Here is a 26,807-nt window from a genome sequence, read left to right as displayed (position 1 = left end):
CTGAGCCGGGACTGAGCCGGGACGGACGTCCGGCGGACGTCCACTCGGAGTATCCCGCTTCGTCTGGAAAGATGGGGCCGACGATGACGTCGCCCCCCCCAGGTCTAGGTCAGGGCCGTAAGCACGTTTCACGCCCCCCGCACATACAAGGAGCGGACAGATGCCCATCGCAACTCCCGAGGTCTACAACGAGATGCTGGACCGGGCGAAGGCAGGAAAGTTCGCCTACCCGGCCATCAACGTGACCTCTTCCCAGACGCTGCACGCGGCCCTGCGCGGTTTCGCGGAGGCGGAGAGCGACGGCATCATCCAGATGTCCACCGGCGGCGCCGAGTTCCTGGGCGGCCAGCACAACAAGGACATGGTGACCGGCGCCGTCGCCCTCGCCGAGTTCGCGCACATCGTGGCCGAGAAGTACGACGTCACCGTCGCCCTGCACACGGACCACTGCCCGAAGGACAAGCTCGACGCGTACGTGCGTCCGCTGCTGGCGGTCTCCGAGGAGCGCGTCAAGGCCGGCCGCAACCCGCTGTTCCAGTCCCACATGTGGGACGGCTCCGCGGAGACGCTCGCCGACAACCTCTCCATCGCCACGGAGCTGCTGGAGCGCGCCCGCGCCGCGAAGATCATCCTCGAGGTCGAGATCACCCCGACCGGCGGCGAGGAGGACGGTGTCTCCCACGAGATCAACGACTCCCTCTACACCACGGTCGACGACGCGGTCCGCACCGTCGAGGCGCTGGGCCTGGGCGAGAAGGGCCGCTACCTGCTCGCCGCGTCCTTCGGCAACGTGCACGGCGTGTACAAGCCGGGCAACGTCGTGCTCCGCCCCGAGCTGCTCAAGGAGCTGAACGAGGGCGTCGCCGCCAAGTACGGTCAGCCGGCCGGCAGCAAGCCGTTCAACTTCGTCTTCCACGGCGGCTCCGGCTCCTCCGCCGAGGAGATCGCGACCGCGCTGGAGAACGGCGTGGTCAAGATGAACATCGACACCGACACCCAGTACGCCTTCACGCGTCCGGTCGCCGACCACATGTTCAGCAACTACGACGGCGTCCTGAAGGTCGACGGCGAGGTCGGCAACAAGAAGACCTACGACCCGCGCACCTGGGGCAAGCTGGCCGAGGCCGGCATGGCCGCGCGCGTCGTCGAGGCCTGCGGTCACCTGCGTTCGGCGGGCCAGAAGATCAAGTAACGGTCCCCTTCCGCACCGCTCGCGCCGGGCCCGGCACCCCAGGATCTCCTCGGGGTGCCGGGCCCTCGCACGTATGCCGGGGGCATGGCGCAGACTTGTGCCATGGCCATTCACGAGAACCTCCTCGGGGGACCGCCCCCGACCCACCTCCCCGACGACCCCGGGCCGCGCGAGCTGCTGGCGAGCGGGGCGACCGCCGCGGACGTCGCCGCGAAGTACCCGACGTCCTCGCTGGCCTGGGCCCGGCTGGCCGACGAGGCCTTCGAGCGGGGCGGCACCGTCGAGTCGTACGCGTACGCCCGTACGGGCTACCACCGCGGCCTGGACTCCCTGCGCCGCAGCGGCTGGAAGGGGCACGGCCCGGTGCCCTGGGAGCACGAGCCGAACCGCGGCTTCCTGCGCGCCCTGCACGCCCTCGCCCGCGCCGCCCAGGCGATCGGCGAGAAGGAGGAGTACGAGCGCTGCAGCCAGTTCCTGAGGGACTCCTCGCCGACGGCGGCCGAGGTACTCGGCTGAACCGGGGACCGGACACGTCCTGGCCCGCCCGCCGCGCGCGCGGGCGGGCCAGGGTTCGCCGCGCGGGGGGCGGCTCTCGCGTCCGCCGTGCGCGGGGGCGGGTCTCGCGTCCGCTGCGCGCGCGGGCGGGCCTTGCGGTTTCCTGCGACGATTGCGGAGGATGCCGTATGGGGACCGGGGCCCCGTGTCGGTAACGGCAGGGCGGACCGCTACCCGGAGTGCACATCAGGAGACAGCGATGTCCCACGACGCCCCGAATCTCGACTTCGAGGGCAGCACGCCGTACGAGGACTATGTCAAGGCGGACGTGCTCACCCATCTCCAGCACACCCTCTCCGACGATCCCGGAGAGATGGTCTTCCTGGTCACGACCCAGGTCATGGAGCTGTGGTTCACCGTCATCGTCCACGAGTGGGAGACCGCGTCCCGCGCCCTGCGCGAGGACCGGGTCCAGGTGGCGACCGACGCGCTCAAGCGCTCGGTGCGGGAGCTGGAGGCGCTGAACGCCTCCTGGACGCCGCTGGGGCAGCTCACCCCGGCCCAGTTCAATTCGTACCGCAGTGCCCTCGGCGAGGGCTCCGGCTTCCAGTCGGCGATGTACCGCCGCCTGGAGTTCCTGCTCGGCGACAAGTCCGCGTCCATGCTCGTTCCGCACCGCGGCGCCCCGCGCGTCCACGCGGAGCTGGAGAAGGCGCTGCACGAGCCGAGCCTGTACGACGAGGTGGTCCGGCTGCTCGCCCGGCGCGGCCACGGCATCCCGGACGCCGTGCTCCGGCGCGACGTCACCCGGAGGTACGAGGCGGCGCCCGAGGTGGAGGCCGCCTGGACGGCCGTCTACTCCGGTGACCAGAACGGCGAGCTGGCCCGCCTCGGCGAGGCGCTCACCGACGTCGCCGAGCTGGTCTGGCGCTGGCGCAACGACCACCTGGTCGCCACCCGCCGCGCGATGGGCTCCAAGACCGGCACGGGCGGCTCCGCCGGGGTGGCCTGGCTGGAGAAGCGGGCCCGGAACAACGTGTTCCCCGAGCTGTGGACGGCGCGGTCGCATGTCTGAGCTGAAGAGTGCGGCCGGGGAACTGGACGCCGCCGACGAGCTGGCGGCACTGCGCGAGCGGTTCGTCCTGGACGACGTCGTCTATCTGGACGGCAACTCGCTCGGCGCCCTCCCGGCCGGTGTCCCCGCGCGCGTGGCGGACGTCGTGGGCCGCCAGTGGGGTGAGCTGCGCATCCGGTCGTGGGAGGAGAGCGGCTGGTGGAGCGCGCCCGAGCGGATCGGTGACCGGATCGCCCCGCTGGTCGGGGCGGCGGCCGGGCAGATCGTCGTGGGCGACTCGACGAGCGTGAACGTGTTCAAGGCGCTCGTGGCCGCGGTGCGGATGGCGGGGGAGGGGCGGGACGAGATCCTCGTCGACGCCACCACCTTCCCCACGGACGGGTACATCGCCGAGTCGGCGGCCCGGATGACGGGCTGCGCCCTGCGCCCGGTCGCCCCGTCCGAGGTGCCGTCGGCGCTCGGTGACCGTACCGCCGCCGTCCTGCTCAACCACGTCGACTACCGCACGGGCCGGCTGCACGACCTGCCCGCGCTCACGGCCGCGGTGCACGCGGCGGGGGCGTACGTCGTGTGGGACCTGTGCCACAGCGCGGGCGCGCTGCCGGTCGGCCTCGACGAGCACGGCGTCGACCTGGCGGTCGGCTGCACCTACAAGTACCTCAACGGCGGACCCGGTTCGCCCGCGTACCTGTACGTGCGCCGCGACCTCCAAAACCGTTTCGACTCCCCGCTGCCGGGCTGGAACTCGCACGCCGAGCCCTTCGGCATGCGGCCCGCCTACGCCCCGGCGTCCGGTGCGGTGCGCGGCCGGGTCGGTACGCCGGACATCCTCTCCATGCTCGCCCTGGAGGCGGCGCTGGACGTGTGGGAGGGGGTGCCGGTGGAAGCGGTGCGGGCCAAGTCCCTGGCGCTGACCGATTTCTTCCTGCGCTGCGTCGGGGAGTACGTCCCGGACGGGCGGGTGGAGTTGCTGACTCCGGCGGCGCACGCGGAGCGGGGCAGCCAGGTCGCGCTGCGCTGTGACGACGCCGGGGATGTGATGAAGCGGCTGATCGAGCGCGGGGTGGTCGGTGACTTCCGGGCGCCGGACGTCCTGCGCTTCGGCTTCACCCCGCTGTACGTCGGCTTCGCGGACGTGGAGCGGGCGGCGCGGGTGCTGGCGGAGGCGGTGGTGTGACGGGTGGCGGTGGCGGACGCGGTGGTGTGACGGTGGCGGAGGCGGTGGTGTGACGGGCGGGTGGGGGCCGGGCGGTTCGCTCGGTCCTCACCCAGCGTTACATCCCCATGTCCGCGCACGTCACCGGCCTGATAACGTCCCGCCAACGGCCGATTTCATTCCCCCGGTCGGCCAACACCGTTTTGCCGCTGAGAGGTTGAGCATGCCGGACGCCGCCGCAGAACCGGGCACCGCTGCCGCCAGGGACGCCGCGAGGGATGCCGCGGAGGCCGCCGAGGAGAAGTCGGCCTTCTCGCACCCGGCGGTCGACCCCGACAGCACCGCCGTGTACGGCGGGCATCCGGACCAGGTGATCGACTTCTATGCCCCGCGTGGCGTGCGGGGTGTGGGCGGCGCCGGTGGTGCGGGGGGATTGGGCGGTGCCGCTCCCGTCGTGGTGGTCCTGCACGGAGGTTCGTGGCGGGCGCCGTACGACCGCCGCCATGTCAGCCCGTTCGCCGGCTTCCTGACCCGCCGTGGCCTCGCCGTCGCCAGCGTGGAGTACCGGCGCGGCACGGAGGGCGGGGACGGTCTCGTCGCGGGGCGCTGGCCCGACACCTTCGACGACGTCGCCGCCGCGCTGGACGCGCTGCCCGCGCTGATACGGCAGTACCTCCCGCAGGCCGACGCGCGCCGGGTCGTGCTCACCGGCCACTCCGCCGGGGGCCACCTCGCCCTGTGGGCGGCCGCCCGGCACCTGCTCCCCGCCGACGCTCCCTGGCGCACCGACCGCCCGGCGCCCCTGCGCGGTGTGGTCGCCCTGGCGCCGATCGCCGACTTCGAGGTCGCCGACAAGCTCGAGGTGTGCGGCGGTGCGGCCCGGCAACTGCTGGGAGGCGCTGAGCTGTTCGCCGAACGCCGGCCCTACGCCGACCCGGCCCTGCTGCTGCCCACCGGCATCGCGACGACCCTCGTACAGGGCCGCGCCGACGTGGACGTTCCGCAGGCGGTCGCCGAGGCGTATGCCGACGCGGCGGCGAAGGCGGGGGAGGTGGTGGGCGTGACGCTGCTGGAGGACGTCGGCCACTATCCGCTGATCGACCCGGCGGCGGACGCGTGCGCGGTGGTGGCGGAGGAGATCGCGCAACTGGCTTGGTGAGAACGGTGCCGGCGCCTCTGGGCTCCGCGGTCGTGCCTTCGGGGTCGGGTCCGGCCGTACGTGGTGGACCTGTTGTACCCGTCGCACCCGCCGGGCCCGTTGTGCCTGTCGGTCGGGCCCGTTGTACCCGTAGTACCTGAGAGCTACGTCGCAGGTGAGTTCCCTGGCGGGACGCGGGTTACCCGGCGCGATTCATAACTTCCTTCACAGACGAGCCCGGTGGTCGGGCGAGCTGGAGGGGAGAGGCCATGGGCGCCGGGACGACGGTACGTTGGCGGCGGCGCGTGAACAGGTGGCGTCGCGGTGTCCTCGCCGCGCTCATCTGTGGCGCCACGGTCCTCCCCCTCTCCGGCGCCGCGCGCCCCGACATCCCCGCTCCGGAGCCCGCCGCGCTCGCCGCCCCGACGGCGGACACGCTGGAGGAGGCGTACGCCGCCAACCGGGCCAACGCCGCCGAGGCGTCCCGGATGTCGAGCGCTCACGGTGACCGGCACCGCGCGGCGGCGGACCGCTCGATGGCCGACCCGGCCCGACGTCTGCTCGCCTTCGACGGCCGGGGAGCCGGACTGGCCACGGAGGTCTTCGGCGACCTGGCCCACGCGGACCGCGTCGCCGTCCTGGTCCCGGGCTCCGACACGAGCCTCGACACCTACGACCGCTTCCGTGCGGCGGCCCTCGCCCTGCACCGGCAGCTCGCCGCCCAGGCTCCCGAGGGCGACGGCACCGCGGTCGTGGCCTGGCTGGGTTACGAGACGCCGGGCACCGTCAGCACCACCGTCGTCACGACCGACCGCGCCGACCGGGCCGCCCCGAAGCTGCGCGCCCTCGTCGACACCCTGCGCGGGGTCACCGCCCCCGGCACCCGCCTCGCCCTCCTCTGCCACTCCTACGGCTCGGTGGTCTGCGCCCGCGCCGCCGGCGGCCTGGACGTCGCCGACATCGCCCTGGTCGGCAGCCCGGGCACCGGCGCCGACACCGCCGCGGACCTGCGTACCGGCGCCCGGATCTGGGCGGCACGGGGCACCGACGACTGGGTGGAGCACGTTCCGCACCTCAGCGCCGACCTCTTCGGCACCACCGTCGGCTTCGGCACCGACCCGGTCTCCCCGGACTTCGGCGCCCGGGTCTTCGCGGCCGGCGACGGCGGCCACAGCGACTACTTCGACACCGGCTCCGTCTCCCTGACGAACCTGGCCCGGATCGTCCTGGGCGAGACCACGGAGGTGACCCATGACTGACGTGACCCGAGCGACCCGGCCGAGTCCTCCGCACGGCGCGCCGGGCCGGTGGAGCGCCGTCGCCCGGCAGGGTCCGCGTCGCGCCGCCGTCCAGCAGGGGCTGCGCCGCGCCGCCGCCCGGATCGACGCCGCGACACCCGCCTCGCGTGACCGGGCCGTCGACGCCCTGCGTGCCTTCGCCATCCTCGGCGTGGTCCTCGGCCACTGGCTGGTGACGGCCCTGGTCGCCGACGGCGACACACTGCACGCGGCCAGTCCGCTGCGGGACATGCCCTGGCTGTCCCCGATCTCCTGGGTCTTCCAGACCCTCGCCGTGTTCTTCCTGGTCGGCGGCCATGTCGCCACCCGCGGCTACGCGTCGGCCCGAGCCCGCGGCACGTCCTACGGCCGCTGGCTGTCCGCCCGGCTCTCCCGGCTGTTCCGTCCGGTCGGGGCCGTCCTCGGCCTGTGGACGGTGACGGCGGTGCTGCTGCTCCTGACGGGCGCCGACTTCGTGACCGTCCACACCCTGGTGAAGCTGGCCCTGTCCCCGCTGTGGTTCCTCCTGGTCTTCGCCGTACTGACGGCGGCGACTCCGCTGCTTGCCCGGCTGCATCCGCTGTGGCCACTGGCCGTCGTCCTCCACGTCGACCTGCTGCGTTTCGGATTCGGCGCCCCGTCCTGGCTCGGCTGGATCAACCTCGCCGCCGGCTGGCTGGTCCCCTACTCCCTCGGTGCCGCCTGGACCCGCGGCGAGCTGGACCACCGCCGTGCGGGCTGGGTCCTGCTCACCGGCGGTACGGCGGCGACCGCGGCGCTCGTCGCCTGGGCGGGCTACCCGGCGTCGATGGTCGGTGTCCCCGGCGCCGAGGTGTCGAACCTCAACCCGCCGACGCTGGCCGCCGCCACCTTCGGCCTGGCGCAGTGCGGTCTGGCGCTGCTGCTGCGCGAGCGGCTGCGCCGCGCGATGCGGCGGCCCGTGGCATGGGCGGCGGTCGCGCTGGTCAACCTCTTCGCGATGACGGTCTTCCTGTGGCACCAGACCGCGTTGATGGCGACCACGGCCACCGGCCTCCTCATGGGCCGCCTGCCCGGCCTGCACACGCTCCCCGACGGCCTGGGCTGGGTCGCGGCCCGGCTCGCCTGGCTCCCGGTGTTCATCCTCGTCCTGGCCGGCTGCTGGGCCGCCTTCCGCTCCTTCGAGCGCGGCGGTGGCCGGCGCCGCACCCGGGTCGTCCGCGCCCCTCGCCCGCCGGGACGGACGAGGGCGGCGGGCGCACGTCATGTCTAGGGTGGGCCGGGTGATGCTTAGGGGGAGCCGGCGGATGATCACGGGGGGCCCGGTCAAGCGTGCGCTGCGGGTGCTCCACGACGACCTGTGGACCTGGCGGGCGGATCCGCTGCCGCCGTCGGTGTGGCTGCGCTGGTTCCCGCACGGGATCGTCTGTCTGGCCGCCCTGGGCGTGCTGCTCGGTGGCGCCGCCCAGCTCAACGACAACGGCAGGGTCGAGCCCGGGTTCGCCTTCCTGATCGCCCTCGCCCAGGCCGGCGCGATGGTGCTGGCGCTGTGGCGGCCGGTCTCGGCGTGGTGGCTGTCGATGGCGGCGATGCTGGTGGGGGCCATCGCCGTGCGGGCCGAGATGGTGGCGGGCGGCTACAAGTTCACCTGGCCCTGGACGGCCGCCGGGATCATCGGGCACCTGTTCGTCCTGCTGCTGCTCGCCCTGCGGGTCCGTACCCGGGTGTCCGCGGAGGCGCTGGCCCTGACCGCGCTCGCCACCTACGTCGTGCAGGGCCTGGTGGGCGGGCTGAACTACCAGCCGACCGGTGAGCTCGCCGTCATCCTGTTCGCGGTCGTCGTCGTGCTCGGCACCGCCCTGCGCGGACTTCGCGAGGCCCGCATGGAACTCGCGCAGCAGACCTCGCTCACCGCCGAGGAGAGAGCCCGGCGCACCCTGCTGGAGGAGCGCGGACGCATCGCGCGCGAGCTGCACGACGTGGTCGCCCACCACATGTCGGTGATCTCCATCCAGGCCCAGGTCGCCCCCCTCCTCGTCGAGAACCCGCCGGACGAGCTGAAGGAGAACCTCGCGGGCATCCGGCAGAACGCGCTGGAGGCCCTCACCGAGCTGCGCCGTGTGCTGGGCGTGCTGCGCTCCGAGCACCCCGACGCACTGGAGACGCCCGACGGGGCGGACGCCGCCCCGCACGCCCCGCAACCCACCCTCGACCGGCTCGACACGCTGGTGGAGAACATCCGGGCCGCCGGTCTGACCGTCACCGCCGAGACGAGCGGGACACGCAGACCCCTGCCGCCCGGGGTGGAGCTGTCGGCGTACCGGATCGTGCAGGAGGCGCTCAGCAACATCCTGCGGCACGCGCCCGGCGCGACCGCCCGGGTCCACCTCACGCACCTTCCGATCGGGCTGCGCGTCGACGTGTCCAACACCCGCCCGCAGCGGGCCCCGGCGCCGTCCCAGGGGGCAGGGCACGGACTGCTCGGCATGCGGGAACGGGTGGCGATGCTCGACGGCACCCTGACGGCGCGGTCACTGCCGGACGGCGGCTACCAGGTGGCCGCGTTCCTGCCGGCCGACGGCCCCGACCTTCTTGCCCCCGACCATTCTGCTCACGACTCCACCGAGGACGACACCCGATGACGACCAGCAGCAACGGCCGCGTGATCCGTGTGCTGATCGCCGACGACCAGCAGATGGTCCGGCAGGGATTCACCGTGCTGCTCAACACCCAGCCCGACATCGAGGTGATCGGGCAGGCGGTGGACGGCCTGGACGCCGTGGCCAAGGTCGCCGAGCTCGCCCCGGAAGTCGTCCTGATGGACATCCGCATGCCCGAGCTGGGCGGTATCGAGGCCACCCGACGCATCACCGTGGCGACCCCGGAGATCAGAGTGCTCGTGCTGACCACCTTCGACCTCGACGAGTACGTGTACGAGGCGCTGCGGGCCGGCGCGTCCGGTTTCATGCTGAAGGACGCCTCCGCCGACCAACTCGCCGAGGCGGTCCGGGTGGTGGCGGCCGGGGACGCGTTGCTCGCGCCGGGCGTCACGCGGCGGCTGATCGCCGAGTTCGCCCGGCTGGACGACCGGCCGCGCGCGCCGCTGAAGGCTCGTGTCGGTGAGCTGACCGAGCGGGAGACCGAGGTGCTCGCCCTGATCGCGCAGGGCCTGTCGAACGCGGAGATCGCCCAGCGGCTGGTCGTCGCCGAGCAGACGGTGAAGACGCACGTCGGCCGGATCCTGGTGAAGCTGGGGCTCAGGGACCGGACGCAGGCGGCGGTGTTCGCGTACGAGTCGGGGCTGGTGCGGCCCTCGGGGTACTGAGGAGCGACGGTCAGTGGCCCATGTAGTACCTGAGACGGACGCCCGGGAACCCGTCTCGGCGGGGACGACCGCCCACGCCTGGTCGGCCTACCGTGTGAACGTGACCGAGACGACTCACCAGCAGCACGGGTACGCGACCCGAAGCCAGGAATACCGGTTGTTCCGGAACGCCCTGCGGGGACTGCGCCAAGACATGTTCCATGACCCCTTCGCCTACCGTTTGCTGCCGCCTCGGCATACGGACGGTCCGTTCGTCCGTCGGCTGCCCGGCCGGCTGAGGGCGGACGCGCGGTACCTCCCGCACGCGGTGGTGGGTGGGATCGCGCTGCTCGCCCTGGTCGTCGGCGCGGTGGGGGGCAGCCTGCCTGGCGGTGACCTACCTGCCCTGGTGACCGGCGTACTGTGCGCTCTCCCGGTGGCCGCCACGCTGGTCCGGCCGATCGGCGCGTTCTGGTTGTCGCTCGTCGTGACCCCGCTGGTCGCGCTCATCAGCGGCAACGGGTTGGAGTGGCCGTGGATGCCCGGCGCGTTCATCTCCCATCTCACGGTCGTGATCGTCGTGGCGCTGCGCACCCGGCCCCGCACCGCTGTCTGGATGTGGGTCCTGACGACCGTGTACGCCTTCCTCTCGGACGTCTTCCTCGGCGGGTCGTACTACTACACGAACAGCGGCCCCATGATGGTGACGTCCGCGTTCGCCCTGCTCCTGGTCTGCCTCTGGCACATCCGGCACACCGCCCAGCAGGAGGTGACCGCCCAGCAGACCGTCACGGCGCACGAACGCTCCCGCCGCACCGCGCTGGAGGAGCGCACCACCATCGCCCGCGAACTGCACGACGTCGTCGCCCACCACATGTCGGTGGTCGCCATCCAGGCGGAGGCCGCGCCCTACCGGGTGGAGAATCCACCGGAGGAGCTGGAGCGGGCCTTCGCCACCATCCGGGAGAACGCGGTGGCAGCCCTCACCGAGCTTCGCCGCATCCTGGGAGTCGTCCGCGCCGAGGACTACGAGGCCCCGGACGCACCCCAGCCGACGCTCTCCGACCTGGACGCCCTGCTTGCCAACGTGCGCGAGGCGGGCCTGGCCGTGGACAAGGTGGTGACCGGCGCGGTGCGCGAGCTGCCGCCCGGTGTGGAGCTGTCGGCGTACCGGATCGTGCAGGAGGCGCTGAGCAACTCCCTGCGGCACGCGCCCGGCGCGACCGCCCGCGTCGAGGTCTCCTACGTGCTGGGCGGCCTGGGCCTTCGGATCGTGAACGGTTCGATGCCCCAGCCCTCCCTGGTCAAGCCGTCGCCGGGCGCCGGGCACGGCATCACCGGCATGCGCGAGCGTGTGACGATGCTGGACGGCGAGATGACGGCGGACTCCACCGACGACGGGGGTTACGAGGTGGCGGTGTTCCTGCCGGTCACCGCGCGGACCGAAGGGGAAGCATGACTGACCACCCGATCCGGGTCCTGATCGCCGACGACCAGATGATGGTGCGCGAGGGCTTCTCGGTCCTGTTGAACGCGATGCCGGGCATCGAGGTCGCCGGTGAGGCGGTCAACGGCCGGGAGGCGGTCGACAAGGTCCGGGAGCTGGCCCCCGACGTCGTCCTGATGGACATCCGTATGCCGGAGTTGAACGGCATCGAGGCGACCCGGGAGATCGTCGCGGCGGACGGCGCGGCGAAGGTCCTCGTCCTCACCACCTTCGACCTCGACGAGTACGTGTACCAGGCGCTGCGCGCGGGCGCCTCCGGCTTCCTCCTCAAAGACGCCTCGGCCCGCCAGCTCGCCGACGGTGTCCGGGTGGTGGCCGCCGGCGAGGCGCTCCTCGCCCCCTCGGTCACCAAGCGTCTGATCACCGAGTTCTCGAAGCTGTCCGATGGCCCGCGTCCGCTCTCCTCGGCGCAGGGGGCGTACGGCGAACTGACCGAGCGGGAGACGGAGGTCCTGGTTCTCATCGCGCAGGGCCTGTCCAACTCGGAGATCGCCGAGCGCCTGGTGGTCGCCGAGTCGACGATCAAGACGCACGTCAGCCGCGTCCTGGTGAAGCTGGGCCTGCGGGACCGCACCCAGGCGGCGGTCTTCGCCTACGAGGCGCGGTTGGTGACGCCGGGCTGAGGGGCACCGAGCTCGCACCACACGTACTTGCCCCGGTTGCCGAACCGGGAGAGCGGTTGCCAGCCCCACAGGTCGGAGCAGGCCCTGACGAGGGCGAGCCCCCGGCCGTTCTCGTCCTCGGCCACGTCCGCAAACCGGGCGGGAGCGTCCGGGGGTTCAGGGTCGGCGTCCCACGCGCCGATCCGCAACACCCCGGCCGACCACCGCACGCGCAGTGCCGCAGGGCCCTTGGTGTGCAGCACGGCGTTGCCGATCAGCTCCGCCGCGAGCAGCTCCGCGACGTCGACGAGACCGATCAGCCCGTGCATGGTCAGGATCAGACGGAGGGTGCGGCGACTGATGGTGACGGCGCGGGGGTCGTTCGGGATGTACAGGGAGTACTCCCAGGAAGTGTCTTCGGGCATGCGTCGACTCCGTTCGTGAGGGAGGGGTGTCGCTGCCGCCGGGCGGTGTCATTGCCGCAGCCGCCATGACAGGACGGAGCGGTGCGCTTCCGGTGCCCCGGGGTTTCGCAGCGTGTGCGTCGCGTCACCGACGGTATTTCCTAGTCTTAGGAAACTACAACCCGCTGTCGTATCCTGACGCTCGAACGAGGGATGCTCCCTGAGGAGTTGGACCAAGGAGGCACGGTTTGCCGCCGAAGAGGCATCTCACCGCTCGACGGGTTCGATTGGGGGCTGAGCTGCGCAAACTGCGTGAGGCGACGGGCATGACGGCCAGGGAGGCCGCAGAGCTCCTGGAGGCCGACGCGGTTCAGGTGAGCCAGATCGAGTCCGGCACCGTCGGAGTGAGCGCCAAGCGCGTGCGCCGCCTCGCGGACAACTACACGTGCACGGACTTGGCGTTGGTCGACTCACTGGTTGCGATGGCGACCGACCGCACGCGGGGTTGGTGGGAGGAGTATCGGGGCGTCCTGCCGCCGGCATTCCTCGACACGGCCGAAGCCGAGTACCACGCGACGTACCTGCGCGAGGTGGTGATCATGCATGTGCCGGGTCTGTTGCAAACCGCCGACTATGCACGTGCGGTCTTCAGCTACATGCGGCCCGAACTGCCCGAGAGTGAGGTGGCGGCGCGTGTGGAGCACCGGATGAACCGACGCGTGATCATCGAACGCGACACTCCGACGCCGTACGAAACGGTTATCCACGAGTTCGCCCTGCGAGTCCACGTGGCTGACCGCCAGGTGTCGCGTGTTCAACTGCACGAGATTCTGGATGCGATTGAGCGTGACCAGGTCACGGTGCGCGTCATCCCCGTCGACTGCGAGGGATTCGCGGGTGCCGGGGCGTCGATGGTGTACCTGGGCGGTCCAGTGCCTCAACTCGATACCGGTCTGCGTGATTCGCCCACTGGTGCTGCCTTCTGCGATGCGGAGGAGCAGTTGGAAAACCTCCGCACGCTGTTTCGTACGGTGAAGAGCGCGTCGCTGGACCCCGTGGCGTCGCGCGGCCTTATCCACCGGCTGGCGAAGGAGCTGTAATGAACTGGCGTAAGTCCACCTATTCCAGCGGCGGTGACGGCGACACCTGTGTCGAGATCGCGGAGTTGGCCACCCACATAGCCATCCGTGACTCCAAGGCCCCCGCTCGCGCCACCCTCTCCGTGTCCGCGCCCTCCTTCACCGCCTTCGTCGAGGGCGTCAAGAGGCTGCCCCGGCCCGGGGTCTGAGCCACGGGGGCGGGCTCCGCCGCGGGGTGTGGGGTGACGGCCCCGCGGCGGACACGGCGGATGTGGTGGGCGGACAGCGGAGGTCAGTGCTTGTGGGCCGCCGCCTTCAGGGTGTGCCGCAGGGCGTGGAAGGCGGGCTTGCGGTGGTAGTCGTCGGTCATGACCGTTGCGGAGCCCTCGCCCTCGAAGAACACCGGCACCCATGAGTACTTGTCGGTGAAGCCCCAGATCGTGAACGAGTTGCAGTCCTCGACGGCCAGGCAGGCCGACAGGGTCCGCTGGTAGTAGTCGGCCTGCTGCTTCTGCTGCGCGGCGGTGGGCTTGCCGTCGGCCGGCAGGTCCATCCGTACGTCCAGCTCGGTGACGGCGGTTTCCAGGCCCAGCGCGTCGAAGCGCTTCAGGTTCGCCTCCAGGTCGCCCGGGAAGCCGTACCGCGTGCTCAGGTGCGCCTGGACGGAGAAGCCGTCCACCGGCACGCCCTGCCGGAGCAGGTCCTGGGTGAGGGCGTAGTAGGCGTCGCTCTTGGCGTTGACGCTCTCGACGCCGTAGTCGTTGAAGAAGAGCTTCGCCTGCGGGTCGGCCTCGTGCGCCCAGCGGAAGGCGTCCGCGATGATGCCGGGGCCGAGTTCGCGGATCCAGATGTTGTCCTGCGTGCGGAGCTTGCCCTGGTCGTCGAAGATCTCGTTCGCGACGTCCCACTGCTGGATCCGGCCGGCGTACCGGCCGACGACGGTGGTGATGTGCTCACGCAGGATCGCACGCAGCTCCTCGTCGGAGAAGTCGCCCTGCTCCAGCCACTGCGGGTTCTGGCTGTGCCACAGCAGCGTGTGACCGCGTACGACCTGGCGGTGGCGCTCGGCGAACTCGACGATGGCGTCTGCCGCCGCGAAGTCGTACCGGTCGCGCTCCGGGTGGATGAACTCCCACTTCATTTGGTTCTCGGGGGACACCGAGTTGAACTGGCGCCCGAGGACCTTCCGGTACTTCCTGTCCGAGGTGAACGGGTCCGGGTAGTCCTGCTCCAGGTGGTGGCCGCCGCCCGCCACGGCGGTGCCGACGTAGAAGCCGTCGGGGGCGGCCTCGCGCAGCCGGTCGAACTTGGCGTGGGAGTGCGGCGCGGGGTGCCGACCGGAGGACGGGTCGGCCGTGGCGGTTCCCGCGACGAGCGGCAGCGTCAGGGCGGCGGTGGTGAGGGCAACGGTGGCGAAACGAATGGTTCTCATGCGGGGAGTCTCATTCCGTCGTGCTCCGAAAGTTTCGAAATGATTTCCGAAACATTGGTGAAGGAAGCTAAGGCTCCGGCGGCGCGAGGTCAAGACCCGTGCACGCGGGGCCGCGGGACTCTGGGCACCGGGCCGGTCGAGGACTTACTGTCCGTCCATGACGGCTGCATCCGATCCCGCATCCGATCCCGCGTCCGGCCCCGCGTCGGGCTCTGCGTCCGGCCCCGCGTCGGGCTCTGCGTCCGGCCCCGCATCGGGCCCCGGGCCCGGCCCCGCGTTCGACCCGTGGGACCCGGCGTTCGTCGCCGACCCGTACCCCGCCTTCGCCGAGCTGCGGGCCCGGGGGCGCGTGCTCTACTACGAGCCGAGCGACCAGTGGCTGGTCCCGCACCACGCGGACGTCTCGGCGCTGCTGCGCGACCGCCGCCTCGGCCGCACGTACCGGCACCGCTTCACGCACGAGGACTTCGGCCGCACCGCGCCCCCGCCGGAGCAGGAGCCCTTCCACACGCTCAACGACCACGGGATGCTCGACCTGGAGCCGCCGGACCACACCCGTATCCGGCGTCTGGTGTCGAAGGCGTTCACGCCGCGCACGGTGGAGAGGCTGAAGCCGTACGTGCACGGGCTGGCCGACGACCTGGTGTCCCGGCTGGTGGCGGACGGCGGCGGCGACCTGCTGCGGGACGTGGCCGAACCGCTCCCGGTCGCCGTGATCGCGGAGATGCTGGGTATCCCGGAGTCGGACCGGGCTCCGCTGCGCCCCTGGTCGGCGGAGATCTGCGGGATGTACGAGCTGAACCCGTCCGAGGAGACGGCGGCGAAGGCGGTCCGCGCGTCGGTCGGCTTCTCGGAGTACCTGCGCGGACTGATCGCGGCCCGCCGCAAGGAGCCGGGCGACGACCTGATCTCAGGGCTGATCGCGGCCCACGACGAGGACGACGACCGGCTCACCGAGCAGGAGATGATCTCGACCTGCGTCCTGCTCCTGAACGCCGGTCACGAGGCCACGGTGAACGCCACGACCAACGGCTGGCTGGCCCTCTTCCGCAACCCCGGCCAGCTCGCAGCCCTCCGCGCGGACCACTCCCTGGTCCCGTCCGCCGTGGAGGAGCTGATGCGCTACGACACCCCGCTCCAGCTCTTCGAACGCTGGGTGCTGGACGAGATCGAGATCGGCGGGACGACCGTTCCGCGCGGCGCGGAGGTGGCGATGCTGTTCGGCTCCGCCAACCACGACCCGGCGGTCTTCACCGCCCCGGACCGCCTCGACCTCACCCGGCGCGACAATCCCCACATCTCCTTCAGCGCCGGCGTCCACTACTGCATCGGCGCCCCACTGGCCCGCATCGAACTGGCGGCATCCATGACGGCCCTGCTGGAACGGGCCCCGGCGCTGCGCCTGGCGTCGGAACCGGAGCGGAAGCCGAACTTCGTGATGCGAGGGCTGGCGGGGCTACGAGTGGAGGTCTGAGCGGCGGCGGCGTTCCAGCAGCCAGGCACCCAGCGCCCAGATCAGGGCCGGCGCGAGGGCCCCGGCGAGCAGGGCGAAGGGCAGTTCGGTGCAGAGCACGCTGAGGTCCATGCCGTTGTTCTCGAAGGCGTGGCCGAAGTGCCGCCGGGTGCGATCCGACATCCCCCAGGCGAGCACCGCCCCCGTGGCTCCCACCGCCGACACCAGGCACCCACCGCACGTCATCGCGTCACGCCGTCCCATGGCCACCAGGACGCTCCCGACGTCCTGCCCGGTTTCGAGGCACCGCCGCCGGGCCCGGGCTCACGCGTGAGGCGGGCCGTCCAGGAGGGCTATGCCGTACTGGGTGAGCCTGTCCGCGTGGTCCGTGTCGCGACGCGCGTCGGCGTCGCCGACCGACCGGAAGTAGCCCTCGACGGCTCCCGGGTTGTTGATGACCAGCACGTCCGCCGTCGTGGTGAGCGGCTGGAAGGTGTGGGGAACCGACCGGGGGCCGAAGGCGTAGGCGCCCGGCTCGGCGTCATGGACCTCGCACGCGTCGAGTGAGGCCGATCCGACCCAGAACCGGACGCGGCCGGCCAGGACCACCCAGCTCTCGTCCTCCCGGCTGTGGACGTGCAGGGGCGGCGCGTCCGACCGGCGCATGCTCAGCCGCGCGACGGTGACCACTCCCCGCGTCTCGGTGTTCGACACGACCTGTTCCTGGACGCTGTCGTAGTAGCGGTAGACGGTGCCTTCGCCGGGGTTGCGCACGAGTGCGATGCTCATGTGCGTTCTCCTCTTGTCTGCGCATGAGGGACGGCGATGGCCGGGCCGTGGGGCAGCCACTCGTCCGGGCATCGCCCCGGGCGTACTAGTTGACGATTCAACCATTGCTCGCGCTGAGATGCCCGCGCAAGAGACCGAGGCGGACCGAGGCCGATTGGCTTGTTCTGGGGGTGCTCTCCCGGCTCGGCTACGTCACATCCCGTCGCCGCAAGCCCACCAGCCCCGCCACCACCAGCACCACCGCGATCGACGTGAGCACCAGCACCGGCGACCAGCTCATCTCCCCGCCCGGCAACTTCGGCAGATGCCCGAACGGCGACACGTCCAGCACGCTCTGCGGCACATCCAGCGCCGGCCCGACCCACCCGAGCAGCAGCACGGCGCCGGCGACTCCCCACGCGGCCACCGCACCCCTGGGCAGCACCCCGTGCAGCAGCACCGCCGCCCCGCCGATCACCCACACCGCCGGCACCTGCACCAGACACGCGCCCAGGATCGCCCCGGCGTCCTGGCCGTACCCGAGCGCGAAACCCAGCCCGGCGAGCAGCATGATGAGCGCCGCGCCGCCGAAGGCGATCACCAGGTGCCCGGCGGCCCACCGCAGCCGTCCCACCGCGCCGGCGAGCACCGGCTCCGCCCGTCCGGACGTCTCCTCGCCGTTCAGCCGCAGTACCGACGCGACGACATACAGCGCGGCGATCAGTCCGAGCATCCCGACCATCGCCGACACGAAGGCGTCGGTCAGCCCGGCCTGCCCGCCCATCCGCTCGATGATCCCGCGGGCCTGCTCGTTGTCCCCGACCAGGTCGGCCGCGCCCTCGGTCATCGAGCCGTAGACGACCCCGGCGAGGAGGAAGCCGATGCTCCAGCCGAGCACGCCGCCCCGCTGCAGCCGCCAGGCCAGCGCACCGGCCGTGCGCAGGCGCCCGGCGGCCGGCCCGGGCCGGGTCGGCAGGAAGCTCATGCCGAGGTCCCGGCGGCCGGCCAGCTCGTAGGCCACCACGCCCTGCACCACCACCGCGCCGGCGATCAGCAGCAGCACCCACCACCGTTCGGCGGCGAAGGCCCGCAGGTTCTCCAGCCAGCCCAGCGGCGACAGCCAGGTCAGTACCGACGAACCGTCGGCCGTCGCCGAGTCGCCCGCCGCGCGCAGCACGAACGCCGCGCCCAGCACCGCCGCCGTCAGCCCCCGGGCCAGGCGCGCGCTCTCCGTCAACTGGGCGACGATCGCGGCCATCGTGGCGAACAGCATGCCGACGCCCGCGACTCCGAGCCCGAGGGCCAGCGCGCCGGCCGCGCCCTGCCCGGCCAGTCCGGCGACGACCAGCAGCGCCAGGACGCCGTTGGCGACCGCCGCCGTGAGCAGCGCCGCGGTCAGTGCGGCCCGGCGGCCGACCATCCCGGAGGCGACCACTTCCTGCCGGCCGCTCTCCTCCTCGTCGCGGGTGTGCCGTACGACGATGAGCAGGCTCATCACGGCGGCGAGCGCGGCCGCGTAGACACCGACGCGCCAGGCCGTGAGCGCGCCGAGGCTGTCGTCGAAGACGGGGCCCACCATCGCGCGCAGTGAGGAGTTGGTCTCCATCTGCCGCACCAGGTCGGCGCGTTCGGCGGCGGTGCCGTACAGGCCCTCGATGGTGCCGGGCATGGAGAGGACCATCAGCGCGTTCACCGCCACCCAGACCGGGATCATCACCCGGTCGCGGCGCAGGGCGAAGCGCAGCAGCGTGCCGGTACCGGCGAGTTGGCGCGCGCCGCCGGACCGCACTCCGGCAGAGGCCACCGCGGTCATCGCGACGCCACCTCCTCGGCGGCCTCCGCGGTCTCGGCGGTCTCGGCGGTCTCGGCCTGGTAGTGCCGCATGAACAGTTCCTCCAGCGTCGGCGGCGTCGACGTCAGCGACCGCACGCCCGACTCGCTCAGGCAGCGGAGTACGGCGTCCAGCCTGTCGGTGTCGACCTGGAGCCGGACCCGGTTGCCCTGGACGTCGAGGCCGTGCACGCCGGGCAGATGGGCCAGCCCGTCCGGAGGCCCCGCGAGTTCGGCGCTCACGCTGGTCCGCGTCAGGTGGCGCAGCTCGGCGAGCGAACCGCTCTCGACGGTCCGTCCCTTGCGGATGATGCTGACCCGGTCGCACAGCTCCTCCACCTCGCTGAGGATGTGGGAGGAGAGCAGGATCGTCCGGCCGCGCTCGCGCTCCTCGGCCACGCACCTCTGGAAGACCTCCTCCATCAGCGGGTCCAGTCCGGAGGTCGGCTCGTCCAGGATCAGCAGGTCGACGTCCGAGGCGAAGGCGGCCACCAGGGCCACCTTCTGCCGGTTGCCCTTGGAGTACGTACGGCCCTTCTTGGTCGGGTCCAGTTCGAAGCGCTCGACCAGTTCCGCGCGCCGCCGCGTGTCCAGCCCGCCGCGCAGCCGGCCGTACAGGTCGATGACCTCGCCGCCGGAGAGGTTGCGCCACAGCGTCACGTCGCCGGGGACGTAGGCGATCCGGCGGTGCGCCTCCACCGCATCCGCCCACGGATCACGGCCGAGTACCTGGGCGGCGCCGGAGTCGGCGCGCAGCAGGCCGAGCAGGACGCGGATGGTGGTGGACTTGCCGGCGCCGTTGGGGCCCAGGAAGCCGTGGACCTCGCCGGCCTCGACGTTCAGGTCGAGGCCGTCCAGCGCGTGCGTCCGGCCGAACGACTTGTGGAGCCCGGAGACGCTGATTGCCTTCGTCATGATTCCGAAAGTACGCTCGCTTCATAAATTTGTGAAGTTAAGAAAACGTCAGGATGGTGAGGGATGATCGAAAGATGACGGAAGCAACGACATCAGGGCGCGACCCCGAGGCGGTGTCGAAATTCGTGGAGGGCTTCGCGGCCCAGCTCGTCGAGGCAGGGATGCAGCGGATGCCGGCCCGTGTCTTCGCCGCGCTGCTGGCCTCCGACTCCGGTTCGCTGACCTCCGCCGAACTCGGCGAGCAGCTCCGGGTCAGCCCGGCCGCCGTCTCCGGTGCCGTGCGCTACCTCTCGCAGCAGCACATGGTCTCCCGCGAGCGCGAACCCGGCTCGCGACGCGAGCGGTACCGGGTGCACAGCAATCAGTGGTACGAGGCGCTCACCAACCGCGAGACCGTCCTCAAGCGCTGGGAGGAGGCGCTGCGCGAGGGCGTCACCAGCCTCGGCGCCGACACCCCGGCGGGCCGCCGCATGGCCGAGACCCTCGCCTTCTTCGAGTTCGTCGACGGGGAGATCGCGGCCATGATGGAGCGCTGGCGCGTCCACCGGCAGAAGACCTTCGGCGGCTGACGCGGGCGGGGCCGGGCGCGGCACACCTGCCGTGCGAGCGGTCACGCGGCCCCGTCGGAGGGAGCCCGCCGCGTCCCGTGGGCCAGCCACGCCGAAGTACCGGCTCACGCCCGCCCCGGCCGGGTCCGCGGAAGCGCCGAGCCCGGGCACCGACGCGTCCGGCCGCGCTCCGTTCGTTGCGCCGCCCTTGGTCGTCCGGCCGCGCTCCGTTCGTCGCGCCGCCCCTGGTCGTCCGGCCGGCCCTCGGCTTTCCGGCCCTCGGCTTTCCGGCCCTCGGCTTTCCGGCCCTCGGCCTCCGGCTCCGGCCCCGGCCTTCCGGCCGCCCCCGGCTGTCCCGACGCCCCCGGTCACCCCGCCGGCAGTGTCAGCCCCCACGCCCCCTCCCGCACCGTCCACGTCCGTGTCCCCACCGGCCCCGAGACCACCGCGTCGGCCCGGTACCGGAAGTGTGCCCCCGACACGGTCACCGTCCGCCCGCTCGCCGTCAGCGGTGACGCCTCCGCGCCCACCGACAGCGGCCGCACCTCCACCACGGCCAGCCCGCCGGCGCCCGGCGTGATCGAGACCCCCTCGACCGGCCGGTCCAGGTCCACCAGCGTCACCCCGTCGACCTCCACCCGCAGCCGGACCGGACCGGTCGCCCCCGGAGCCGCCGTGATCCGGGCCGGGCGCGAGGACGCCAGCGTCCGTACGAGGGACTGGCAGGTCCGCAGCCAGGCGTGGGCCGGGGCCGACGCGCCCGCCACCGCCCCCGCCCCCGCGTCCGCGTCCTCGTGTGTCGCGACCGGCGGAATCCTCACCGCCCCCAGGACCACCCCGTCACTGTCGTCGACGAGCAGGTCGAGGCGGCGTTCCGCCCCGTCCAGCACCGCCCGCGCCGCCGCCACCGCGCCCGACGGCAGCCCGAGCGCCCGGGTCAGGCCCAGCACCGGGCCCACCGGCACCATCGACAGCTCGCAGCCCGCCAGCTCCCGCTGCCGGTGCAGCAGGCCGACGGCCCGCAGCAGCGCACGGTCGTCGCCGACCACGACGGGCCGCCGCGAACCCCTTCGCCGCAGCGCCCGGGAGAATTCCTCCGGACCGTCCGGCAGGCACACCTTGGTACTAGCCGCACCCGCGCTGAGCACGTCTTTCGCGATCCGGACGGACTCCCCGTCCGCCCGCCGGGCGACCGGATCGATGACCACCAGAAGCTGATCGGGCGTCGCGGAGGACCGCGCGGAAGTCGCCACCTCGGCCATGCCTCGCTTCCTCGGGTAGCATCTTTGTGCAAGAGCCCCTTGCGCTATTGCGCCAGGGGCTTCGTCTATTCCGGGGCATCCGGTCCGACGGTTGGCGGCCAACGACGGTCGCGGTGTACGTGGCGGAAACCCACCGCGTACGCCCTCGACCTTGGACATGCCCCGCCCGGAAGGGGTGTACGCGCGTGCCCGCACTTGTGCTGCTCGGTGCTCAGTGGGGTGACGAAGGCAAGGGAAAGGCGACGGACCTGCTCGGTGGTTCCGTCGACTATGTGGTGCGCTACCAGGGCGGCAACAACGCCGGCCACACGGTAGTCGTGGGCGACCAGAAGTACGCCCTCCACCTGCTCCCTTCCGGAATCCTGTCTCCCGGCTGTACGCCGGTCATCGGTAACGGTGTCGTTGTCGACCCGTCGGTCCTGTTCTCCGAGCTGAGCGGGCTGAACGAGCGCGGCGTCGACACGTCCAAGCTCCTGATCAGCGGAAACGCGCACATCATCACGCCGTACAACGTGACCGTCGACAAGGTGACGGAACGCTTCCTCGGCAAGCGCAAGATCGGCACCACCGGCCGCGGCATCGGCCCGACCTACGCCGACAAGATCAACCGTGTGGGCATCCGCGTCCAGGACCTCTACGACGAGTCGATCCTCACCCAGAAGGTCGAGGCGGCGCTCGACGCCAAGAACCAGATGCTCACCAAGCTCTACAACCGGCGCGCGATCGCCGTCGGCCAGGTGGTCGAGGAGCTGCTGGGCTACGCGGACAAGCTCGCGCCGTACGTCGCCGACACCGTCCTGGTCCTCAACCAGGCGCTCGACGACGACAAGGTGGTCCTCTTCGAGGGCGGCCAGGGCACGCTGCTCGACATCGATCACGGCACGTACCCCTTCGTCACCTCGTCGAACCCGACCGCGGGCGGCGCCTGCACCGGCGCCGGCGTGGGCCCGACGAAGATCAGCCGGGTCATCGGCATCCTCAAGGCGTACACGACCCGTGTCGGCGCCGGCCCCTTCCCGACCGAGCTGTTCGACGAGGACGGCGAGGCCCTGCGCCGCATCGGCGGCGAGCGCGGCGTCACCACCGGCCGCGACCGCCGCTGCGGCTGGTTCGACGCGGTGATCGCCCGTTACGCGACCCGCGTCAACGGCCTCACCGACTTCTTCCTCACCAAGCTCGACGTCCTCACCGGCTGGGAGCAGATCCCGGTCTGCGTGGCGTACGAGATCGACGGCAAGCGCGTCGAGGAGCTGCCGTACTCGCAGTCCGACTTCCACCACGCGAAGCCGGTCTACGAGATGCTGCCGGGCTGGAGCGAGGACATCAGCAAGGCGAAGTCCTTCTCCGAGCTGCCGAAGAACGCCCAGGCGTACGTCAAGGCGCTGGAGGAGATGTCCGGCGCCCCGATCTCCGCGATCGGTGTCGGTCCGGGCCGGGACGAGACGATCGAGATCAACTCGTTCCTGTAGGACGACCGCTGAAGACGCCCGTCCAACGCCGCTGGCCGGGGCCCGCTCGGGGCCCCGGCCAGCGGCTTTCGGCCGGCGGATACGCTGGCCGGTGCCAGCAGTGGACGGACAGCGCGGAGCGAGCGGAACATGCGGATCGGTAACCCCCTGCCCGTCGGTCTGCGCGGAAAGCCCACCCTGCGGATGTGGATCTGGCTGGTCGTGGCGGTCGTCGCCGTGACCGGCGGCCTCCTCTACGTCGACGGCCACCGCGTCTCGGCCGCCCCGCACGCCGACGACCCCAAGTGCGACAAGGTGGTCTCCCGCCTTCCGGACGACATACCCGGCGCGTCGCGCGACTGGGCCCTCGGCGACGGCGTCGCCTCCTGGGGCGGCCAGAAGGCGGTGTTCCGCTGCGGCGCCGACGAACTGCCGCCGAACATCAACCTCTGCGTCACGGCCGACGGCGTCGACTGGGTGCTGAACGAGGAGCGGCTGGGGCGCGACGGCGTGAGCGTCCTGCGGACGTACGGCCGCTCACCGGCCGTGGAACTGACGTACACCGGTCCGCGCGAGGAAGTGGGCGGCATCCTCGCCGCGCTGGACCCCGCCGTGAAGTGGATCCCGCAGGAGAGGAAGTGCGTCGGCCTCGAGGACGCCGACGTCGTGTAGCCGTTCGGCCCCCTCCGCCGGGCGCCGGCGGGGCGCCTGTTGTCGGATCGGGGACATGACCGACCGTGAGAACGGGGGCCTGGCCGGCCGGGACCGCACCGCTTCCTGCGGGGGCCCGTACGGCGGCGAGAGCGGACCGGGCGACTGCGGCGACCCCGCCCGCTTCGAGGTCGCCCGGCATCTGAGGGCACCGCTGTGGGTGTGCCCCGTGCACCTGGGGCCGTCCCTGCTGCTGGCCGACGGTGTGCTGTGGCCGCCGGGAATCCGCCTGGTGCGGTGAGCGCCCCCGGGAGCGCCGAGCCGCCGGGGTGGTTCACTTGGGTGACCCCGGGCGGCTCCCGGCCCGTGGGACCGAGGACGCGGAAGGAAGCCGTACGGTGCCCGGACGATCCCCTGACCGGCCCCGTGGCCGATCCGACGCGATGGCACGGCGGTTCGAGCTGGAGCGGCCCCGGCTGCGGGCGGTCGCGTACCGCATCCTCGGCTCCCTGGGTGAGGCCGACGACGCCCTCCAGGACGCCTGGCTGCGCGCCCACCGCGCGGACACCTCCGGGGTGGAGAACCCCTCCGGCTGGCTCACCACGGTCGTGGCCCGGGTCTGCCTGAACATGCTCCGCGCCCGGGACACGCGTCGTGAGCAGCCGCTGGACGACTCCGCGGACCGGGGACCGGCCGCCGCCGTGGCCACCGGGTCCGGGGGGTCCGCCGATCCGGCCGAGGAGGCGCAACTCGCCGACGAGGTCGGCGTCGCGCTGCTGATCGTCCTGGACACCCTGGGCCCCGCCGAGCGGCTCGCCTTCGTCCTGCACGACATGTTCGACGTGCCCTTCGACGACATCGCCGCGATGCTCGGCAAGACCCCCGCGGCCACCCGCCAGTTGGCCAGCCGCGCCCGCCGCCGGGTCCGGGGCGTCCCCGTACCCGACGCGGACCTGCCCCGCAGGCGCCGCGCGGTCGACGCCTATCTGGCGGCCACCCGCGGCGGCGACTTCGACGCGCTGGTCTCCCTGCTCCACCCCGACGTCGTCCTGCGTGCCGACGCGGCGGTCGTTCCGACGCCCGAGCCCGTCGCCGTCGCCGGCGTGGAGCGGGTGGCCAGGGGAGCGATGGTTTCGATGGGCCGGGCCAGGTCCGCCGGTGTCGTCCTGGTCGACGGCCGGGTGGGCATGGCGATGGCCGAGAACGGCCGGCTGCGCGTGGTGCTCCGCTTCACCTTCGCGGACGACGGTCTCATTGCCGGCATCGATGTGATCGCGGAGCCGGAACGCCTGAACAAACTGAACATCACGGGCATAAGCTGATGCTGTACACGTCGCGTCGGCAGGAGAAGGTGAGTGCGATGCGCGTGCTGCTGAAGGCCACGCTGGACACGGAGAAGTCGAACGAGCTCGTCCGCAGCGGCAAGATGGCGGACATGATGAGGGAGACGCTCGACCACATCAAGCCGGAGGCCGCCTACTTCGGCGCCCTCGGCGGTCGACGGACGGCTCTGCTCGTCCTGGACATGCGGGACAGCTCGGAGATGCCGCGGCTCGGCGAGCCGTTCTTCACCGAGATGAACGCCGAGGTCGAGGTCTGCCCGATCATGAACGGCGAAGACCTGGCGAAGGGCCTCTCCCAGCTCCGCTGACCGGCCGACCGCTGACCGGCCGACCGCTGACCGGCCGACCGCCGACCGCCCGTCGGCGACCGGCAGGGTGGGGTCAACTGAAGACGATCATCGACCCCTGCGCCAGGCTGCGCGTGGCCGCGGCGTGCAGGCCCAGCCACACATGGCGCTCGCGGGCGAAGGGGCTGGCGTCGTACGGCGCGGGCACGGCCGGCTCCTCCAGTTCCGTCGGCGCGAGCGGCGGCTGCGGCGGAGGCGGGGGGTTGGCCGGATCGATACCGAGCGCCGGGGCGACGGCCTCCAGTTCCCGCAGGAGGGTGTTCGAGGAGCCCAGAGGGCCGCCGCCCGCGAGGAGTTCGTCGCTGGAGAGCGGGTGCGGGAAGTCGACGGGGACGTAGGCGCCCGCGTGGTCGTAGTGCCAGACCAGGTGCGACTGCTGGGCCGTCGTCTCGAACATCTCCAGCAACTGCTCGTAGTCGCCGCCGAGTTCGTCCACCGGCGTCACCGGCAGCCCGCACACCTGGAGCAGGTGCGCGCGGCGCAGGAAGTGCAGCGCGTCGTAGTCGAAGCCGGCCACCGGGGCGACCTCGCCGGAGAGCCCCGGCATGTACTGGTACACCGGCACCGGCGGCAGCCCGGCCTCGGCCAGCACCTTGTCGTATTGCGCGAGTTCCTCGGCGAACGGGTTGTCCGGCGTGTGGCACAAGACGTCGACGAGCGGTACCAGCCACAGGTCACAGGCCAAAAGAGGGCTCCTCACACAGCACGGTGGTCAGCGAAGGGAAGCGTAGTCGGTGCGTTGTCGGGTGCGTCGTCGGTGCGTGTCGCGTGCAGGTCCCATACCCACCTGGGGCCGGACCACGACACGTCGGCCGTTGGTCATCCCCGGTCACTGCCGGGCGAGCCGCTCGATGAGGGCGAGCGAGTGGGCGTTGTACGCCTCGACGAGCGAGCGCGCGCCCTGGGCGTCGCGGCGGGCGAGGGCGTCGACCAGTTCGGTGTGCCCGCACCACAGCGCGCCGCGCAGATCGCTGAGCCGGCGCAGGTGCTGCACCGTGCACACCCAGCTCTGCACGCGCAGCCGGTGCAGGAAGTCGGAGAGGTAGGGGTTGCCGAACAGGACGGCCAGCTCGCGCCAGTACCGCAGGTCGTAGCCGATGAGGATGGTCAGGTCGCCGGCCGCGGCGGCGCGCTGTGCCTCCTCACCGCGCCGGCGGACCCCCGCGAGGGCGGCGAGGATCCGCGGGTCCTCGGGGTCCGGACCGCCCCGGCGGTCGTCGATGAGGACGAGGAACATCCCGTCCGTGACGAGGCTGCGGGCCTCGATCATGCCGCGGAAGTCGTCGACCGAGTACTCGTGCACGCGGAAGCCGCGGTGGTGGTCGGCGTCGAGGAGCCCCTGTGCGGAGAGGTCGACCAGGGCCTCGCGCACCGGCGTCGCGGACACCCCGTACTGCTCGGCGATCTCCTTGACCGTGAACTCCTGCCCCGGCTGGAGCCGCCCGGCCAGCACCTCGTCGCGGAGCGCGTCGGCGATCTGCTGCCGCAGGGTGCTGCGGGTGACGGCACCGGTGCCGCTGGGGCCGGGCATGGTCGGGCGGTCTCCTCGTCGCGTCCGGGGGGTGTGCACGCACACGTGCCTGTGGCGTGCTCGTACACATG

The 26,807-nt window shown here is 72.1% G+C and carries 29 protein-coding genes; 20 read left to right on the top strand and 9 right to left on the bottom strand.

The features are described from left to right. Window positions 1-160 precede the first annotated feature (160 nt). The 11 genes from fbaA to B1H29_RS17335 all read left to right on the top strand — a co-directional run bounded on the left by fbaA (window position 161) and on the right by B1H29_RS17335 (window position 11,746). Window positions 161-1,192: a class II fructose-bisphosphate aldolase gene (fbaA, locus tag B1H29_RS17385; protein ID WP_055418747.1), complete on the top strand. Its 1,032-nt coding sequence runs from the start codon at window positions 161-163 to the stop codon at window positions 1,190-1,192. A 102-nt stretch (window positions 1,193-1,294) separates the two neighbouring features. Next, complete coding sequence (locus tag B1H29_RS17380; protein ID WP_055418746.1) at window positions 1,295-1,708, top strand: DUF3151 domain-containing protein; 414 nt, start codon at window positions 1,295-1,297, stop codon at window positions 1,706-1,708. Window positions 1,709-1,946: 238 nt separating this feature from the next. Beyond that, on the top strand, window positions 1,947-2,762 hold the full coding sequence (locus B1H29_RS17375; RefSeq protein WP_055418745.1) for a tryptophan 2,3-dioxygenase family protein: 816 nt from the start codon (window positions 1,947-1,949) through the stop codon (window positions 2,760-2,762). Then, complete coding sequence (gene kynU / locus B1H29_RS17370) at window positions 2,755-3,939, top strand: kynureninase (RefSeq protein ID WP_055418744.1); 1,185 nt, start codon at window positions 2,755-2,757, stop codon at window positions 3,937-3,939. The genes B1H29_RS17375 and kynU overlap by 8 nt, the downstream gene beginning before the upstream one ends. Before the next feature lie 202 nt (window positions 3,940-4,141). Further along, a complete protein-coding gene (locus tag B1H29_RS17365) occupies window positions 4,142-5,077 on the top strand; it encodes an alpha/beta hydrolase (protein WP_055418743.1) in 936 nt (311 codons plus the stop codon). Window positions 5,078-5,325: 248 nt separating this feature from the next. Beyond that, entirely contained in the window at window positions 5,326-6,315 is a 990-nt protein-coding gene (locus tag B1H29_RS17360) for an alpha/beta hydrolase (protein ID WP_055418742.1), read from the top strand. Then, the gene (locus B1H29_RS17355) at window positions 6,308-7,585 is read left to right on the top strand and encodes an acyltransferase family protein (protein WP_079160281.1); all 1,278 of its coding nucleotides are present in this window, start codon (window positions 6,308-6,310) and stop codon (window positions 7,583-7,585) included. Before B1H29_RS17360 ends, B1H29_RS17355 begins: the two co-directional genes overlap by 8 nt. Further along, window positions 7,578-8,954 (top strand): sensor histidine kinase, encoded by a 1,377-nt coding sequence (locus B1H29_RS17350; RefSeq protein ID WP_055419009.1) that lies wholly within the window; start codon window positions 7,578-7,580, stop codon window positions 8,952-8,954. Before B1H29_RS17355 ends, B1H29_RS17350 begins: the two co-directional genes overlap by 8 nt. Beyond that, complete coding sequence (locus B1H29_RS17345; RefSeq protein ID WP_055418741.1) at window positions 8,951-9,637, top strand: response regulator; 687 nt, start codon at window positions 8,951-8,953, stop codon at window positions 9,635-9,637. Before B1H29_RS17350 ends, B1H29_RS17345 begins: the two co-directional genes overlap by 4 nt. A gap of 13 nt (window positions 9,638-9,650) precedes the next feature. Beyond that, entirely contained in the window at window positions 9,651-11,075 is a 1,425-nt protein-coding gene (locus tag B1H29_RS17340) for a histidine kinase (protein WP_055418740.1), read from the top strand. Continuing rightward, window positions 11,072-11,746 carry a response regulator gene (locus B1H29_RS17335; RefSeq protein ID WP_055418739.1) on the top strand — a complete coding sequence of 225 codons (675 nt, stop codon included), beginning with the start codon at window positions 11,072-11,074 and terminating at the stop codon, window positions 11,744-11,746. Before B1H29_RS17340 ends, B1H29_RS17335 begins: the two co-directional genes overlap by 4 nt. Here B1H29_RS17335 and B1H29_RS17330 read toward each other — a convergent pair. Next, window positions 11,716-12,150, bottom strand: a complete 435-nt coding sequence (locus tag B1H29_RS17330; protein WP_055418738.1) for an ATP-binding protein — start codon at window positions 12,148-12,150, stop codon at window positions 11,716-11,718. The genes B1H29_RS17335 and B1H29_RS17330 overlap by 31 nt on opposite strands. Window positions 12,151-12,455: 305 nt before the next feature. On the opposite strand from B1H29_RS17330, the gene B1H29_RS17325 reads away from it, so the two are divergent. Together B1H29_RS17325 and B1H29_RS17320 are read left to right on the top strand one after the other, a co-directional pair. Continuing rightward, window positions 12,456-13,229 carry a DUF5753 domain-containing protein gene (locus tag B1H29_RS17325; protein WP_234393036.1) on the top strand — a complete coding sequence of 258 codons (774 nt, stop codon included), beginning with the start codon at window positions 12,456-12,458 and terminating at the stop codon, window positions 13,227-13,229. Further along, window positions 13,229-13,417, top strand: a complete 189-nt coding sequence (locus B1H29_RS17320) for a DUF397 domain-containing protein (protein WP_055418736.1) — start codon at window positions 13,229-13,231, stop codon at window positions 13,415-13,417. The genes B1H29_RS17325 and B1H29_RS17320 overlap by 1 nt, the downstream gene beginning before the upstream one ends. 83 nt (window positions 13,418-13,500) lie before the next feature. Here B1H29_RS17320 and B1H29_RS17315 read toward each other — a convergent pair whose 3' ends face one another. Next, the gene (locus tag B1H29_RS17315; RefSeq protein ID WP_055418735.1) at window positions 13,501-14,640 is read right to left on the bottom strand and encodes an endo-1,4-beta-xylanase; all 1,140 of its coding nucleotides are present in this window, start codon (window positions 14,638-14,640) and stop codon (window positions 13,501-13,503) included. A gap of 157 nt (window positions 14,641-14,797) precedes the next feature. On the opposite strand from B1H29_RS17315, the gene B1H29_RS17310 reads away from it, so the two are divergent. Further along, entirely contained in the window at window positions 14,798-16,114 is a 1,317-nt protein-coding gene (locus B1H29_RS17310) for a cytochrome P450 (protein WP_234393035.1), read from the top strand. Here B1H29_RS17310 and B1H29_RS17305 read toward each other — a convergent pair. From B1H29_RS17305 to B1H29_RS17290, 4 genes are all read right to left on the bottom strand, one after another. Continuing rightward, window positions 16,097-16,357 carry a hypothetical protein gene (locus tag B1H29_RS17305; RefSeq protein ID WP_055418734.1) on the bottom strand — a complete coding sequence of 87 codons (261 nt, stop codon included), beginning with the start codon at window positions 16,355-16,357 and terminating at the stop codon, window positions 16,097-16,099. The two genes, B1H29_RS17310 and B1H29_RS17305, sit on opposite strands and share 18 nt — an antisense overlap. Window positions 16,358-16,417: 60 nt before the next feature. Next, window positions 16,418-16,882: a cupin domain-containing protein gene (locus B1H29_RS17300; protein ID WP_055418733.1), complete on the bottom strand. Its 465-nt coding sequence runs from the start codon at window positions 16,880-16,882 to the stop codon at window positions 16,418-16,420. Between the two features lie 187 nt (window positions 16,883-17,069). Next, a complete protein-coding gene (locus tag B1H29_RS17295; protein WP_055418732.1) occupies window positions 17,070-18,674 on the bottom strand; it encodes an ABC transporter permease in 1,605 nt (534 codons plus the stop codon). Further along, window positions 18,671-19,606 carry an ABC transporter ATP-binding protein gene (locus tag B1H29_RS17290; RefSeq protein ID WP_055418731.1) on the bottom strand — a complete coding sequence of 312 codons (936 nt, stop codon included), beginning with the start codon at window positions 19,604-19,606 and terminating at the stop codon, window positions 18,671-18,673. The genes B1H29_RS17295 and B1H29_RS17290 overlap by 4 nt, the downstream gene beginning before the upstream one ends. A 74-nt stretch (window positions 19,607-19,680) precedes the next feature. On the opposite strand from B1H29_RS17290, the gene B1H29_RS17285 reads away from it, so the two are divergent. Then, complete coding sequence (locus B1H29_RS17285) at window positions 19,681-20,175, top strand: GbsR/MarR family transcriptional regulator (protein WP_199832349.1); 495 nt, start codon at window positions 19,681-19,683, stop codon at window positions 20,173-20,175. Between the two features lie 347 nt (window positions 20,176-20,522). On the opposite strand, the gene B1H29_RS17280 is transcribed toward B1H29_RS17285, so the two are convergent. Further along, a complete protein-coding gene (locus tag B1H29_RS17280) occupies window positions 20,523-21,416 on the bottom strand; it encodes a hypothetical protein (protein ID WP_055418729.1) in 894 nt (297 codons plus the stop codon). A 185-nt stretch (window positions 21,417-21,601) separates the two neighbouring features. On the opposite strand from B1H29_RS17280, the gene B1H29_RS17275 reads away from it, so the two are divergent. The 5 genes from B1H29_RS17275 to B1H29_RS17255 all read left to right on the top strand — a co-directional run bounded on the left by B1H29_RS17275 (window position 21,602) and on the right by B1H29_RS17255 (window position 25,166). Beyond that, the gene (locus B1H29_RS17275; RefSeq protein WP_055418728.1) at window positions 21,602-22,885 is read left to right on the top strand and encodes an adenylosuccinate synthase; all 1,284 of its coding nucleotides are present in this window, start codon (window positions 21,602-21,604) and stop codon (window positions 22,883-22,885) included. Between the two features lie 129 nt (window positions 22,886-23,014). Further along, entirely contained in the window at window positions 23,015-23,536 is a 522-nt protein-coding gene (locus tag B1H29_RS17270; RefSeq protein WP_055418727.1) for a DUF3515 family protein, read from the top strand. A gap of 55 nt (window positions 23,537-23,591) precedes the next feature. Next, window positions 23,592-23,816 carry a hypothetical protein gene (locus tag B1H29_RS17265; RefSeq protein WP_055418726.1) on the top strand — a complete coding sequence of 75 codons (225 nt, stop codon included), beginning with the start codon at window positions 23,592-23,594 and terminating at the stop codon, window positions 23,814-23,816. A gap of 142 nt (window positions 23,817-23,958) precedes the next feature. After that, entirely contained in the window at window positions 23,959-24,837 is an 879-nt protein-coding gene (locus tag B1H29_RS17260; protein ID WP_055418725.1) for a sigma-70 family RNA polymerase sigma factor, read from the top strand. A 38-nt stretch (window positions 24,838-24,875) separates the two neighbouring features. Continuing rightward, a complete protein-coding gene (locus tag B1H29_RS17255) occupies window positions 24,876-25,166 on the top strand; it encodes a hypothetical protein (protein WP_055419008.1) in 291 nt (96 codons plus the stop codon). A 73-nt stretch (window positions 25,167-25,239) separates the two neighbouring features. Here the strand turns inward: B1H29_RS17255 and B1H29_RS17250 are convergent, their stop codons facing one another. After that, window positions 25,240-25,890, bottom strand: coding sequence for a hypothetical protein (locus B1H29_RS17250; protein WP_055418724.1), 651 nt, complete (start codon window positions 25,888-25,890; stop codon window positions 25,240-25,242). Between the two features lie 144 nt (window positions 25,891-26,034). Then, window positions 26,035-26,736, bottom strand: coding sequence for a GntR family transcriptional regulator (locus B1H29_RS17245; RefSeq protein WP_055418723.1), 702 nt, complete (start codon window positions 26,734-26,736; stop codon window positions 26,035-26,037). Window positions 26,737-26,807: the final 71 nt, after the last annotated feature.

Origin of the sequence: Streptomyces pactum, from assembly GCF_002005225.1 — a bacterium.
Lineage (GTDB): Bacteria > Actinomycetota > Actinomycetes > Streptomycetales > Streptomycetaceae > Streptomyces > Streptomyces pactum_A.
This window is presented reverse-complemented; position numbering and strand designations above follow the sequence as displayed.